The following is a 14,288-nucleotide window of genomic DNA, read 5'->3' as shown; positions in this document are numbered from 1 at the left end:
ATTATTTCTTTTTATAACCTGGATTTTTACCTGAACTAAATGCACCCCGCAACCCGCTTTCTACCCCGGGCCAGAACTTAGTATGACTTAAACTATGTGCTACAGTAGCTAAATATGGAACTCCGCCTGGTCTTACCTTTAATTCAAAATCTTTTTCATCTGCTTTTGTAACCAGCTCCACATGAAATTGTTTCACCAGCGTGGAATACACCGAGATGCTTTTTCTTAGTTTCGTTACCTCATCATCTAAATCACCCGTCACAAAAACCTCGGCTGCATCGAGAACATAATATAAAATGGTCATGTGTACCGGCTTTATAAACTGACTGATCAACCGCATCAGTAATTCCTCGAGGTTGTTCTGTTGTAAAGCGCCGACCGCCCCTTTTATAAATCCATCACATAACCCTTTTTTACCACGGCTATGATAAGGATCCTTATCTGTGATGTCTATAGGGATGATGCTCAAGCCCTTTGCCTGATCTTTTGGCGTCCAGGAATTCAACTCAATGCTATCAGTTAATCCGGTATTGACGGCGAATATCCTCGCCAGCAAGTTCAATATATAACTGTCTTTCACCCCGGTCTTGATGGCAAACAATTCATTAAAAACGCCAATCGCACTCGCTAATTTAATGTCCTGCAAAAACTCTTTACGTCCATAACCACCGGCCCTGTTTGAGCTGTTCCGGACAAAAGTTCCATGCGTCTCATAAGACCAGTGTAAGAACTTATTCAGCAAACTCACAAACTGCTCCCTTTCTTTATCTAAATTAACTTTAACAACGTTAATCGCTTTGATGTACTTAATAAACTCATTGGTTAACACATTAATTGCCTGTAAAGCTTTTGCCGTTTCCCTCCATAAAAAGGGCCCCTCCGTATCGTCATTGATCCATACGTTCAGCAAATGCTTAAATGCCGAAGTATCTACCGTCTTAAAGATATTAAGCCCCTTTTCAAAATTATCAAGATGGAAGCCCTGAAGAAAAACCTCCAGGTTAACTAAACTAAAATCGGCAATCAGCTGCTGTGTTAAATCATATTGATTACGCACATTGATCAGCTGACAACTTTTATGCAGTTTAGCATGATTCAGCTGGTGTTTTTTCCTAAAAAACGGAGTGGATAAATACGTAATGCTCTTTACCTTCCACAATGCCGGAAACCGTTTATCTGTTTCAATCAGATTTGTAAACTGATTGATTACGTTTCCTCCATGAGAGTGACCAATTAAATGTAGATGGACTTCTTTTCTTTTAAAGCCTGTATATACTCTGCCCAGTAAATCCAATAACCGGTCTGCTGCAGCGTTTCGCTCTTCTGTATTATTGTCGCCGGACCAGCTAAAGAAGTTCCCCTCAATATGCAGGTTGAGGTATTGCAGCTTTAGTTCTTTGATATCTGCCCAGAAATTTGCCGGGCTTCCCTGCCAGTATTTGGTGTTTGCCTGATGCTTTAACCCTTCCGTATTAATCGGATCTGTCGTTCCGGCAACAAACATCACTACATCTATGAGCGTTTTATCTCTTGTAGCTTCAGGTATTACAAACCTCGGCTCCTTGAACTTTATATCTCCCATCTGTTTGTTTATTTAGAGGTTATACAAACTTTCTTGTTAGAAACCAAAGCCAGATTCTGGCCCGTTGCCACTATTTCCACCTTCTCTGCAGTGTCTGCAAATGTTTTCGAAGAAGCAATGTAATTCGTCTTTATGGTGATCAATAAATTCTTCGCTGTCTTGTTAATCGCCATATTAAAAAAGGTTTGATTTTTCAGCACTATTGATTTCCACTGTTTTCTCTGAGCTTTCCAGAAGCATGTTTTCCTTAGTACTGAAAATGGTGACTTTCTCCGCATATTGGGTGGACTCCATAGAACCTCTGGTATAGGCTTTCTCTACCATTTCAGTTTTATTATTTGCATTCTCTTTAAAGTCCCCTATGGCGGTCATGCTGATGTCCTGCCCTGCATATTGTGTCATGTTTCGACCCGCGTCAATGGAGATATCTTCCCCTGCACTTTCTGAAATGTTTTTACCCACATTGGTATTCATATTTTCAGTCACATTGATCTGCATATTCTTGCAGTTCAAGGTCATGTTCTCCAATGCAGTAATGGTGATGTTGTTTCCCTTAGTATCTATATGGATGATGTTTTCATGGATATCGGTAATCTTTATCCCCTGCGTGCCTTCACTGTCATCAAATTCAATTAAATGCCCGCTCCGGGTGGTCAGGCTTTTGAGGTGGTTCTTTATCTGCGGACTACTGTCTACATTACTGCGGTGATAAATACTTCCCATCACAACAGGCCTCGCAATGTTACCTTCCTCAAAACCGATCATCACCTGATCGCCGATTTCCGGGATCGCAAAATAACCCCGGTTATTCCCCCTGTCCCCTGTTCCGGCACTTGGACTCACGATGCGCAGCCATTCCGTATGGTCGTTCGTTAAACACTCCCATTTAAAGAGAACCTTAATGCGACCCAGTCCATCCGGATCATTGTTGTCCACCACCTGCGCCAATTGCATATCAGGGTTTGGATTGGCGTAATTTTTAACGAGCAAACGCTCTGTTGTAGACATTACCCCTTCAAAAGTGTTGTTGTATTTGCCGGTCCCGTTTATAGTATGGTTGATGCTGGTGATTAAAAATTTGCCGATACTATCCGTTTTAAAAGATAAGTCCTGCCTGATACTCATGCTGATTTCTGCAATAGAACCTATGCTTAATTGCGGCTGATCACCGCTGGCATGGATCTTCAGCAGCTCAGAAATGCGTGCCTTTTCCTCGTTCTCCACATGATTTTTAATGTCGTTACTATTGTCTATGCGGATAAGTGAAGGCTGATTATAAGTTTTGCTATACATTAAATTCGAAGCTTGTATCGCATGAGTAAGATCCGGCACCCCTTCCACCTTGCCTGCACTTTCGCTGTTCAACATCTGGTCTTGTTTGGAGCTATACATAAACCGTTTGTTTTTTATAGGAGCGGCCTCCATTCCATACTGGAAATTCTGCACATCTCTGCCGTAAAACAAGGCTACTTCTTTCAGCTCCTCCGGCTTACCGAAGTTGAGTTGCCTGCCATCGTAGTAAAACCATTCATGGTATTGGCCGGACAAGCGGTTTAAAAATTCAAAATCGCTTTCCTTATATTGGATCACATAATCTATCGGGGCTTTTCTGCTGGAATTGGCTACAAACCTCAAATCGTTTTGCGGGGTATCTACGGTGGCCAGATTTACGATATCATCGAGGGTTTTATCAAGGTAAGAACCTAAATCTTCGCCCCTGTCTATGAGGATGGTAGGGCTATAACCACTCAGCACCAAAACACCATGGTAACCGTGACTTTGAGCGAGTTCAACTTTAGTAATTAACCCCGCAAAATCCTGTAATTTATTCGCTTCATGCCCAAAGGATATGGTAAAAGCTTTCCCTACATAATCCCTGCTGGTATTCAGGTTAATCAGACCTGGTAACCCCATTTCATCATGATTGATCCTTAATTCAAAATAATGATGCTGGTTAAATTGCTGTTGAAGATTAAAGGAAATAAAATGCAAAATTTCCTTATCCTCTATATTGATTTTTACAATGAGTTTATTTTCCATAACGTAGAATTTGAGCCATTAAAATACCGGCAGAAGCAGTTTCGCGACCGACAGGTTTACAGATCTAATATTGTTTATGCTTTCGGCCAATCATTGATGTGATTAGCAATGCCAACCTTCAGCTTCCGGGAAGAAAGCCTTCCTTTTGCGTCTACGTCAGGATTTAGGGAATAGGCAACATGGAATACATGGTGCTCCTTGCCCGAAAAGTCTAATCTTGCTTTGAAAGCCATAACTTTTGGTTTTAGGTTTATTATACACTACACTGACAAAAATTCTGCCATTATCGTATAATAATCAGGCAAATAACTTTAAAACAACGAAAAACGCTTCACAAAGCCCGTTTAACTTATATAATTTTAAAACAAAGACATTTTATTTTCAAGACTCTAAAGATAACGTATACAGAACCAGACAGATGTCGCGCTTTTTTATTCGTATTTCAGCGCATCAACCGGATTGGTCATTGCCGCTTTATAGGCCTGCCAGCTTACGGTAAGGATCGTCAGTGAGAGCGAGAAAAATCCGGTGAGCACAAACAACAGAACAGGTACATCTATGCGATAAGCGAAACCATTCAGCCATTTGTTCATCAGAATATAAGCGATCACAAAGGCAATCACATTTGCCACCAGAACCAAGCCTACAAACTCTTTGTTCAGGAGCTTTAAGATGCCCGAAGTAGAAGCGCCAAGGACTCTTCTCACCGCAATTTCCCGGGTTCTGACTTTGGCATTATAGGTGGCTAAAGCAAAGAGACCAAGCAAAGCAATACAAAGCGTGGCTATGCTAAACACCTGCATCAATACACCTTGCCGCTGGTAGTCTTTCATGTTTTTAGCGAAAGACTCATCAAGCCAGGTTGACCTTAGCGGGAAACCAGGTTCTACCTTTGCCCACTCTTCAGTGATCTTTTTTAAAGTCTCCTGCGGATTTTCTGCATGGATGCTGAGCAGTAAATTTCCATATTGATACCAACGCTTGCTCACAATAAAATGGGATGGTTTTACGGCGGCCTCAAAGCCCTGATCATTAAAATCTTTAACCACCCCAATAATCCGGTAATTTTCCCCTCCCCGCTCATAAGTAGTGCCTATTGGATTTTTGATGCCAAGTTCTTTTACCAACGACTCATTGACCACTGCCGCTACCTTTGCCGTATCTGCCTGAAAATTTGCATTAGAAAATGCCCTGCCACTCTTCAAAGGAATACCCAGTGTTTCAAAATAATCCAGACCAACATAATAATCCTGTACCATAAGGTTTTGTCCCTGGTAGTTCAGATCCCCGGAACTTCCGCCATTACCCCATGGAGAACGGCTGGAAAGCGTCACCTGCTTTACCCCTTCAATGCGCTTCAGTCTTTGTCCGATTTGTTCAAATTTATCAGCAGACATCTCTTTAATCCGGTCGGTCTGCAGCCTGACAGACAAAACCTGAGCCCTTTGCAGGCCGACATCCTTATTCCGCATAAACTTAAGCTGACTAAACATCACCGCAAAACAAATGATAAAAGTGCAGGTAATCACAAACTGGCTGACCACCAGAACCTTTCTGATAAGTATGCCCCTTGCACTCCGGTCGAAATTCCCCTTCAGTACCTTAGCCGGTAAAAATCCGGAAAAATAAACCGCCGGATATAAACCGGCACAAAGGGTCACCAGAATAAATACAAGACTCACCTGGAATAACAAGGTCAACATGTTTCCGGCACCAAAAAAACTGAGCTGGCTACCTAATAAACTGTTAAAATATGGAAGCAATAACTCTACGAGTGTTAATCCCAATAAAAAAGCACAGGTGGTCTGTAAAAAAGTCTCAAACAGAAACTGAACCACCAGCATATTTTTTTCTACGCCTAATACTTTCTTCACGCCAATTTCACGGGCACGTTTCCCCGCATGTGCAATGGCCAGATTGGTAAAATTGATACAGGCGATGACGAGCAGAAATATAGCTAGCGCCGACAAAACGTACATGGTTGTCGTTTTGCTTTTTCCATAGAAAACAGAACCGGTGTAAACACCGCCAACCGGCTCATAGATCAGTTCTACTTTACTGCTCCTTCCTTCATTCATAATTACCTGTGCCTCAGCTATAGTCAGCAATCCTTTGGTCTTTATGACCTTATTTGCATTCCTGGCAGACCAGCGCGCCTTGGCATCCATAAATAAACGGGTAAGTTTAGGAAGCGCTATATCCGGATCTACCCCTTCTTTTAGCCTGATATAAGAGTTATAGCTAAAATTGCCCCAATGCTCGTCTTTAGGCATAGGCATGGGCGTAATTACATCTGCCCAGAAATGGGTCCGGTTCTTTTCATTGTCCCAAACCCCGGTAATCGTATGCGTTTCTTTCTTTAAACCCAACTTTATGGTCTTTCCCAGTACCTGATCAGTTCCAAATAAAAGCAATGCGGTTTTCTTGTTGATCACTGCACGCTTAGGCTGGTTAAGTGCCGTATTCATATCTCCCTGAAGGTAAGTAAAGGGAAAAGTTCTGAAAAAGGTGCTGTCCGCCTGTCTGACATTCAAGTCATAATAAAACTGTCTGTTGTGCTCGATGACTTCATCGCCCCAGCCGGTAATGCTTGCACTCTCTACATCAGGAGATTTCTCCCGGATCAATGAAATGAAGCTTGCAGGCATGGTTTCCCACCATTCATCTGCAGCACCCACACGAAAATGCACCCCTACTTTATAAACGTTCTTCAATTTTGGAGACCATTTATCATAACCTGTTTCAAAGTTCAGGTACAATAAAATCAGTATAAAACCTGCAAGTCCTAAAGACAGTCCGGCAATATTGATCAATGAAGCACTTCTGTTTTTCCAGATATTACGGAAGGCTATCTTTAAGTTGAGTTTAAACATCAGGTGAAGTATTTATGGGCAAAACGAGTCAGCAATACTTAGAAACCATTTCAATGCCAAATCCTTAAACTGTCCATAAACCCATCATCAGGTGGGTATCCCATGAAAAAAGCGTTCAATACCGAACATTCATTGTTCCATATTGAACGCTTTCGAATTAGCCTTGCTGCTCTTTCTTTTTAACCAGCACACTTACCCTGTACACGAAAATGCCACAAATTAAAACCAGGACAGATACGACCAGGCCAAGGGTATCATAATGTTGCAGCGGACTGCTTTTTGTTTCCTGAGTAACGATCAACCCAGCGCATAAAGCGGCTATTCCACCTGCTACCTGTTGTAGGGAAGCATTCACACTCATAAAAGCACCTCTGTCTTTCATATCCGGAATACTCATCGTTAACGTTGTTGCAGGAATCATCCTGCTCATGATGCCCATAAAAAGGATCATGTTCAATACCACCACTTCCCAAAGTGGAACGGGACTCAGGTTGGTATAGATCAGGATCAGCACCACGGCAAGAACCGATCCTGCGGAAAAGATCATAAACTTATCTACTTTATCACTCAGTTTACCAATCAGGGGCATCATAATGATAGAGGCCACTCCCGTCAGCATGAATACCATTGGCAATTCTGTCTGGGTAATTTTAATGTTATTGATCAGGTAAGCACTTCCAAAGGGCATCAGCATAAATCCGCCGACGCTTAAAAAAGCAGTAGCCAAAAAACCGGTTTGATAAGAACGGTTAGAAACGGCATGCCATAAATGTAAAAAGGCATTTTTATCCGATTGCACAGCAAGGTGCTGGTCGATTGGTTTCACCTTAATCAGAATCGTCAGACCGATCAGGATGGCCAGGCCGACAATCATGAAGAAGGCGGCATGCCAACCCCAGATATTGGCCAGGTAAAGTCCTACCGGAATTCCCAGAATCTGACTGGCCGCAAAAGCCATTTGTACAAAGCCCATTACACGGCCACGTTGATGAACGGCAAAAAGATCGGTCACGATGGTCATGGAGATTGCTCCGATTACGCCACCGAATAAGCCCGTTACAATTCTTGCGCCAAGCAACATTTCATAAGTCGTAGACATGGCACAGCATAAAGTACCGATAATGAATCCGCTATAAAAGAACAATAGCAGCTGTTTACGGTCAAATTTATCTGCAAAACCCGCTGCAAGGATTCCCGATGCACCGGCGCTAAACGCATAAGCAGAAACCACCAGGCCGAAACCTTTTGGCGTGATGGACAATGATTTCATTAGAAAATCGCCCAGTGGTGCCAGCACCATAAAGTCGAGCACAATGGTAAACTGAAGAAAGGCCAACAGGGCGATCACCAGCTTTTGGTAGCCCGAAAAAGGGGCGGCAATATTGATATTTGGATTAGGGAGTATTTGTTCCATTAGAATAATTTAAATTAAGTTAATTCTTCGCACTGGTATCCGTTATGGACCACCAGATTGATGACATCATGTAGTTTCAACTGGGAGGAGACGATCCTCAGGACACAGTCGATATCATCCTGGTCTACTGTCCAATTTGCAATTTTATATTCCTGCATCACTTTAGCGATCAATCGCTTATCTCCTTCGGTACGGATGTCTGTCTTAAAGAGCAGGATATCGTTCATATTAAGTTCCATAGGTTTTGGATTTTAGGTTATTTTTTTAAAGCTTTTAATACGAGATCAAAGGTTCCCCAAAGGACTTCATCGGTTAACACGAATGGTTTGCCGCCCAGGCTTCGTCCTTCATTGTGGAACCGGATCAGGTTATACAAGGGGGCGAAAGCTACAGACCAGTAGGTTTCCAATGGCATTGCTTCTATCTCTCCTCTTTGTACGGCATTGTGCATAAATCTGCCCAAAGTGGATTTAAAGGTTTCTATCAGGCGCTCAAAAATCTTTTCCTGATAAGTGGAGGTTCGCAGTTGTTCTATCATCTGTACGGATAAAGGATTTTCCAACATACATTTTGCCCTGTTTTTCCATTGTTGTCGCAAGCCAACGGCAAAAGTGGCTTCCGGATCGAAATCTTCCAGCATCAAGACACCCATTCTTTCCGTTTCCTCCATCCCAACCTGGAGAATCAGGTCGTCCTTGTCTTTGTAATAAATGTAAAGTGTAGCTACCGAAATGCCACATTCTTTGGCTAATTTACCCATGGTAAAACCCTCGAAACCGACCTTAACGAGCAACTCGATCGCCTTTTCCTTCACTAACTCTACTTTATTTACATCTCTGATACGCATCGCTTTATAATTGAATGTCCAAATATAAATGAATATTCATTTACTTATAATTTATTTGTAATAAATATTTTCAACGGCATAAAAAAAGCCAACGTTGTTCACGTTGGCCCTCTCCTTCCGGATGAACGGTTTAGGTAGGACTCAGACTTCGATCCAGCACCTGTAAGGATACGCCCAATAAGGTTAGGTCTTTCAGAATAAAGAAGTCTGTGATCGGTACTCCTTCCACCGAACGCCATACTCCCGGCGTAGTAAACAGGAAAGAAATGGTGCTGAGGAAGATGAGGACAGACAAGATGCCTCCGATTTTCCCGAGGTTTTTATTCCAGAAGGAAGCAATCAGCAATAATCCAGTTGCGATTTCAAAGACACCAATAAAATTAGATACGCCCTGAAGAGAAGCGATGTTCAACATCCAGCTCATCAGGAAACTATGTTCTACGAGTCCTTTAATGGCATTTGCTTCCGCATGGGTAAATTTAAAGATCCCGATCCAGAGCAGGACAAGGGCAGTTCCGATGACACTAAGGCCATAGCCAAATTTTGAATAATTTTTCATTTGTAAAGATTTGTTTACCTCCTAGTCGGAGGTAAACTGAAATCCTTACAATAAATTTTAAAATTTCTTTTTATCCTTTGATCGCATCTTCCAGACTGGAACCATCCTTGGTCAGGACCTGAAAATGATTTTCTTTGGCCAGTGCCAGCAAATGACTGATAAAATCTGTAGCATTGGGATAAACGCTTTTATCAAACTTTAAGATCGTTTCAATTTTATTTACCGCATTAACGTATTCATCGTTTACTTCTTTTTGATTCATAACTGTTTTTTTATAGGTGAGAATTATATCCTACAAGGTACAAATTCGGCCGTTAAATTCCTGTTACTCATTCCTTAAGCTTTTCACAGGGTTCTCCAAAGCATTCTTCACTGTTTGAATGCTCACGGTAATTCCGGTAACGAGCACCGTCAGCAATCCGGCAAGCACAAATATCCACCATTCTATTTCAGTACGGTAAGGGAAATTCTCCAGCCAGTTGTGCATGATCCACCAGGATAAAGGTGTTCCGATGACTATTGCCAGACCGACCCAACGGATAAATTCCATATTGATCAGCTTCAGAATCTGCCATGGCTTTGCACCTGATATCTTACGGATGGCAATTTCTTTTGTTCTCCGGAGCAGCATCAAACTGGCTATTCCCAGAATTCCCAGGCAGACAATAAAGATCGTCAGCCAGGTAAAGATCATGATGATTACCCCATAGGTGACATCTTCTTTATACTGGCGGTTGAAAAATTCATCCAGGAAAAAGGAATCAAAAGAAGAATCCGGAAAAACACTTTTATATTCCCTCTCCAGCATTCCTGCAATCGCCTTCGCATTGGCGCCCTGAATCTTTACCGAAACATACTGGAAATCCAGCATATTCCATGGGCTAAACATCAGGAATACTACCGGGCGGAAGTTTTCTTTCAGAGAGAGATGGTGATAATCTTTGAGCACACCAATCACTTCATACTTCTTGTTCCCCTGCCCTTCCAGGTTTATAAAACCACCTACAGCCTCCTCTTCATTTTTAAATCCAAAAAGTTTCATCGCACTTTGCGTCAGGATCAGGGAGTTATCTTTATCCGCGCCAAAACTTTTTGAGAAATTCCGGCCTTTGACGATTTTCAATTGATAAGCATCGATAAAATCATAGTCTACCCTGAACATTTCCGTCAGCACCGACACCTTTTCCGGATCATTGTCCCGCTGATTTGCAATAAAGAAATCCACCATTTCTCCAGGAACAGCGCTCGATCTGCTGACCGATTTTACACCGCCAATGGTTTTCATCTTCTCCGTGATCATTTCCAGTTTCCCTTCATAATCATCGGTCTTAGCCGGGGTTTTAAAAACCAGGGTTTGCGTCACATCCGCTCCCAGGTCTTTCCCTTGCATATAATCCATTTGTCTTCTGATGGTTACCGTAGAGACCACCAGTACGATCGCCGCGGTAAACTGGAAAATGATCAGCCCATGGCGTAGCCCTTTCCCCATTCCCACACGGAAAGACATCCTGTTCTTTAAAACTACTGCAATCTTTATCTTCCTCAGTACCAGGATCGGAACTGCACCTGTAATCAGCGTGCTCAGCAGAAAGATCAGAACCAGCAGGCCCCACACCATTGGGCGCTGCCAGAACTGATTGAACATTGGGGAGTAATATAAATCTGTTAAAAAGGGAAGCGCGATGACCATCAGGATCAGAAAAACCGAAACCGCCAGGAAGTTGATGATAAAGGACTCGATAAAGAACTGGATCATCATGTGTTTCATTTTACTGCCCACCAGTTTCCTCAGCCCGATCTCTCCGGCACGTTCAATGGATTTGGAAGTCATGATATTGATGAAATTTACCCAGCCTACAATCAGGATAATGAGGGCAAATACAAAGATAAAACGAACATTCTGTTTGCTCCCTTTCACTTCAAATTCCATAGGTTTTAGCGGATTCAGGTGAATGTCTGACAACGGTACCATATGAATTTCCCAGCTTTTATCCCTCATCGCATCTTCTGTCTTGAACTTTTCTGCCAGGGCCGGAAATTTCTTTTCAATCGTCCGGGCATCTGCTTCGCTGTTTGTCTTCACATAGGTATAAGCGGAATGCATATACCAAAAATCTCTTTCAAACTGGCTGGTACTCGCATAAGAAATGATCATGTCCAACTTCAGGTGAGACTGAGGCGGAAAGTCTTCAAAAACACCACTAACGGCACAGTGGAATACTACTTTTCGCGTCGTAATGTCCAGTACCTTTCCTATGGGATCTGCATCGCCAAAGTATTTTTTTGCTGCTGATGCGGAAATGGCAATCGTATTAGGTTCCCGCAATACCTTTTGAGGATCTCCTTTTAATAAGGGGAAAGAAAAGAAAGAGAAGAAATTACTATCTGCAAACACCACCATTCGCTCCCTGTAGATCTTATCCTGATAGCGAACGATCCGCTCATTGTCTTTAAAATTGATCCTTGTGATGGCTTTAACCTCAGAAAATTCTGCTTTCATTGCTCCGGCATAACCGAAGGAGCTCGTTGCCCAGGAATCCGCTACTGTGCCATTCAGGGTAAAATAAGATTCTGCCCGGTAGATCTGATCACTGTCCGTATGGAAGTCGTCATAATGACTTTCAAAATCCACATAGTTCATCAGGATCACAAAGGCCCCCATAGAGATCACCAGACCAATCAGGCTGATCAGGGTGTAAAACATGTTCTTCCGCAGGTTACGGAGGGCAATTTTTATATAATGCTTTACCATCTTATGCCAATATGTTTTCTGTAACCACTTGTCCGTCCAGCATTCTGATGATCCTATGGCTATACTTCGCATCATGCTCAGAATGGGTCACCATAATAATGGTCGTCCCCTGCGCATTCAGGTCAGTCATCAGTTGCATCACTTCATTGCCATTTACCGAGTCCAGATTTCCTGTCGGCTCATCGGCAAGGATCAGCTTGGGGTCATTCACTACGGCACGTGCTACGGCCACTCTTTGCTGTTGTCCGCCCGACAATTGCTGAGGGAAATGGTTTCTCCTGTGCATCAGCTGCATCCGCTCTAAAACCTCATCGACTTTCTTTTTCCTTTCCTTCTCTTTCAATTTCGTATAGATCAGTGGCAGCTCCACATTTTCAAATACCGTGAGTTCATCGATCAGGTTGAAACTCTGGAATACAAAACCGATGTTTTCTGTCCGCAGGTCCGAACGTTTATAGTCGTTAAATTTCGCCACCTCTGTGCCGTTGAAGATGAAACTTCCGCCATCCAGGTCGTCCAGCAGTCCGAGAATGTTCAACAAAGTGGATTTTCCGCAACCGGATGGTCCCATTACGGCAACAAACTCCCCTTTCTTCACTTCAAATGACAGGTCATTTAAAGCGGTGGTTTCCAGCTCTTCAGAGCGATAGATCTTTTTAAGTTCGGTTATTTTAATCACGGTTCAGCTTTCTTTGTGTGGTTGATTTGCTTGTGCAATTTTATATTATTTTAACTCAGTTTATTCATTTCCTTTTATTAATCTCCTTTCAGGACTAGTTCCTGCATCTCACCGTAGGCTTCGTAACCGGAAATAATCACCCGGTCTCCGGCTACAAGCCCTTGTTTCAATTCATAGAAGTCCGGGTTCTGCCGGCCGATGCTCAGGTCTGCACGATGGGCGGTTTTCCCATCCTTGCTCAGTTTAAAAATCCAGTTTCCTCCGGTTTTCTGATAAAAGCCACCCCGGGGTAACAACAATGCGTTCGTCGCATCGCTCAATGCGAGGCGTACCTGCAGGGTCTGTCCTCTGCGGATACCCTCCGGTGTTTCTCCAACAAATTCCATGTCTACCTGAAACTTCCCTTTGAGCACCTGTGTAAAAATCTTCTTCACCCTCAACAACGTCTTTTTATTGTTGAAGTTAAACTCTGCCTGCAAGCCCGGGAAGATTCTGGAAATGTAATGCTCATCAATTTCGGCACGGACTTTAAATCCGCTGATCACGTCGATCTGTCCAAGTCTTTCTCCTTTGTTTTTATTCTGACCGATTTCTGCATCCAGGGAAGTCAGCTGTCCTGATACCGGCGCCCGTACCGTCAGGTCTTCTACTTTCTTACGCATCACGGCCAGGGCATTTTGTGTACGCTGGAAAGACTGTGCACTTTGATACAGTTCCTGTTTTGTCAGCGTCGAATCCTGTTTCAAAATCTGTGCGGTCAGCTTTTTCTTTCTGACCTGGTAATTGTAGGCAATCTGACTTTTTTTAAATTCCTGTGTGGCAATCATCTTTTGATCGAAGAGCTTTTTATTCATCAGGTAGGTCCTTTCCGCTTCCTCCCAGCTGCTCTCTACATCGGCCATCTGGTTTAATTTCCCGATGGTATTCTGTTGCGCTGCATTCCTGGAGATCTGCATTTGGGTCAGCAGGTTAAATACTGCCGTCTCCTGATTTGCGAGGCTCAACTCGAGGTCCGTATTTGACAGCTTTAAAATGGGATCTCCTTTTTTCAGAAAAGCGCCGTCTTCGACAAACTTCTCTTCCAGTCTCCCTCCTTCTGCAGCATCCAGGTAAATGGAAGTGATAGGCATCACCACCCCATTCACCGGAATAAACTCCTGAAAGGGGCCTTTCTTAATGTCGGCAATGACCAGGTTCGAAAGCTCCACTTTCACCCGGCTTTTACCTGAACCCAACAGGTATCCTGAAGCCATTAATCCGACCATCAGAACGGCTCCTCCCAGGAGGGCTATCCGTTTAAAACTCCAACGCTTTTTTTGTAAAACTGTATCCAAGATCTTATGATTTTAAAAAGGAAAAATCTATTCAGTTTTCTTTCATAAAAGCCGTACCAACAAAACAAGAAACTGTAAACCAACAGATTAAACAAAACACAACAATAACTGTCCGTTCGCATCCGAACAATCACCGTTCGGTTTCGGTACAGTAGTACCGCTTGTTTTTTCAAAAAATAACATTGCTAAGACTGCCATTAAACCCTAT

13 protein-coding genes are annotated in these 14,288 nt (G+C 42.8%); all 13 read right to left on the bottom strand.

Annotated features, from left to right (window positions below; translation table 11 throughout):
- Window position 1 precedes the first annotated feature (1 nt).
- Entirely contained in the window at window positions 2–1,582 is a 1,581-nt protein-coding gene (locus tag BLQ87_RS00545) for a lipase family protein (RefSeq protein ID WP_074603966.1), read from the bottom strand.
- 8 nt (window positions 1,583–1,590) lie between these two features.
- Entirely contained in the window at window positions 1,591–1,755 is a 165-nt protein-coding gene (locus tag BLQ87_RS33655) for a hypothetical protein (RefSeq protein WP_172664781.1), read from the bottom strand.
- A gap of 1 nt (window position 1,756) precedes the next feature.
- Window positions 1,757–3,622, bottom strand: a complete 1,866-nt coding sequence (locus BLQ87_RS00540; RefSeq protein ID WP_074603965.1) for a type VI secretion system Vgr family protein — start codon at window positions 3,620–3,622, stop codon at window positions 1,757–1,759.
- A 74-nt stretch (window positions 3,623–3,696) separates the two neighbouring features.
- On the bottom strand, window positions 3,697–3,855 hold the full coding sequence (locus BLQ87_RS33650; protein ID WP_172664780.1) for a hypothetical protein: 159 nt from the start codon (window positions 3,853–3,855) through the stop codon (window positions 3,697–3,699).
- A gap of 198 nt (window positions 3,856–4,053) precedes the next feature.
- Window positions 4,054–6,495 carry an ABC transporter permease gene (locus BLQ87_RS00535; protein WP_074603964.1) on the bottom strand — a complete coding sequence of 814 codons (2,442 nt, stop codon included), beginning with the start codon at window positions 6,493–6,495 and terminating at the stop codon, window positions 4,054–4,056.
- 157 nt (window positions 6,496–6,652) lie between these two features.
- The gene (locus tag BLQ87_RS00530) at window positions 6,653–7,909 is read right to left on the bottom strand and encodes an MFS transporter (protein WP_074603963.1); all 1,257 of its coding nucleotides are present in this window, start codon (window positions 7,907–7,909) and stop codon (window positions 6,653–6,655) included.
- Between the two features lie 14 nt (window positions 7,910–7,923).
- Window positions 7,924–8,148 (bottom strand): hypothetical protein, encoded by a 225-nt coding sequence (locus tag BLQ87_RS00525; RefSeq protein WP_074603962.1) that lies wholly within the window; start codon window positions 8,146–8,148, stop codon window positions 7,924–7,926.
- Window positions 8,149–8,165: 17 nt separating this feature from the next.
- On the bottom strand, window positions 8,166–8,756 hold the full coding sequence (locus BLQ87_RS00520) for a TetR/AcrR family transcriptional regulator (RefSeq protein WP_074603961.1): 591 nt from the start codon (window positions 8,754–8,756) through the stop codon (window positions 8,166–8,168).
- 130 nt (window positions 8,757–8,886) lie between these two features.
- Complete coding sequence (locus BLQ87_RS00515; protein WP_074603960.1) at window positions 8,887–9,315, bottom strand: DUF417 family protein; 429 nt, start codon at window positions 9,313–9,315, stop codon at window positions 8,887–8,889.
- Window positions 9,316–9,385: 70 nt separating this feature from the next.
- Window positions 9,386–9,577 (bottom strand): hypothetical protein, encoded by a 192-nt coding sequence (locus BLQ87_RS00510; RefSeq protein ID WP_074603959.1) that lies wholly within the window; start codon window positions 9,575–9,577, stop codon window positions 9,386–9,388.
- A gap of 63 nt (window positions 9,578–9,640) precedes the next feature.
- Window positions 9,641–12,067 (bottom strand): ABC transporter permease, encoded by a 2,427-nt coding sequence (locus tag BLQ87_RS00505; RefSeq protein ID WP_074603958.1) that lies wholly within the window; start codon window positions 12,065–12,067, stop codon window positions 9,641–9,643.
- Window position 12,068: 1 nt separating this feature from the next.
- A complete protein-coding gene (locus BLQ87_RS00500; protein WP_074603957.1) occupies window positions 12,069–12,746 on the bottom strand; it encodes an ABC transporter ATP-binding protein in 678 nt (225 codons plus the stop codon).
- A 77-nt stretch (window positions 12,747–12,823) separates the two neighbouring features.
- On the bottom strand, window positions 12,824–14,080 hold the full coding sequence (locus tag BLQ87_RS00495; protein WP_074603956.1) for an efflux RND transporter periplasmic adaptor subunit: 1,257 nt from the start codon (window positions 14,078–14,080) through the stop codon (window positions 12,824–12,826).
- Window positions 14,081–14,288 lie beyond the last annotated feature (208 nt).

It is taken from the genome of Pedobacter steynii, assembly GCF_900103665.1.
GTDB classification, from domain to species: Bacteria; Bacteroidota; Bacteroidia; order Sphingobacteriales; family Sphingobacteriaceae; genus Pedobacter; species Pedobacter steynii.
This window is presented reverse-complemented; position numbering and strand designations above follow the sequence as displayed.

What these genes read in the sequence shown, in the direction of transcription:
- BLQ87_RS00545 (WP_074603966.1), bottom strand. Translation starts at nt 1,582, where the DNA reads ATGGGAGATATAAAGTTCAAGGAGCCGAGGTTTGTAATACCTGAAGCT.
- BLQ87_RS33655 (WP_172664781.1), bottom strand. Translation starts at nt 1,755, where the DNA reads ATGGCGATTAACAAGACAGCGAAGAATTTATTGATCACCATAAAGACG.
- BLQ87_RS00540 (WP_074603965.1), bottom strand. Translation starts at nt 3,622, where the DNA reads ATGGAAAATAAACTCATTGTAAAAATCAATATAGAGGATAAGGAAATT.
- BLQ87_RS33650 (WP_172664780.1), bottom strand. Translation starts at nt 3,855, where the DNA reads ATGGCTTTCAAAGCAAGATTAGACTTTTCGGGCAAGGAGCACCATGTA.
- BLQ87_RS00535 (WP_074603964.1), bottom strand. Translation starts at nt 6,495, where the DNA reads ATGTTTAAACTCAACTTAAAGATAGCCTTCCGTAATATCTGGAAAAAC.
- BLQ87_RS00530 (WP_074603963.1), bottom strand. Translation starts at nt 7,909, where the DNA reads ATGGAACAAATACTCCCTAATCCAAATATCAATATTGCCGCCCCTTTT.
- BLQ87_RS00525 (WP_074603962.1), bottom strand. Translation starts at nt 8,148, where the DNA reads ATGGAACTTAATATGAACGATATCCTGCTCTTTAAGACAGACATCCGT.
- BLQ87_RS00520 (WP_074603961.1), bottom strand. Translation starts at nt 8,756, where the DNA reads ATGCGTATCAGAGATGTAAATAAAGTAGAGTTAGTGAAGGAAAAGGCG.
- BLQ87_RS00515 (WP_074603960.1), bottom strand. Translation starts at nt 9,315, where the DNA reads ATGAAAAATTATTCAAAATTTGGCTATGGCCTTAGTGTCATCGGAACT.
- BLQ87_RS00510 (WP_074603959.1), bottom strand. Translation starts at nt 9,577, where the DNA reads ATGAATCAAAAAGAAGTAAACGATGAATACGTTAATGCGGTAAATAAA.
- BLQ87_RS00505 (WP_074603958.1), bottom strand. Translation starts at nt 12,067, where the DNA reads ATGGTAAAGCATTATATAAAAATTGCCCTCCGTAACCTGCGGAAGAAC.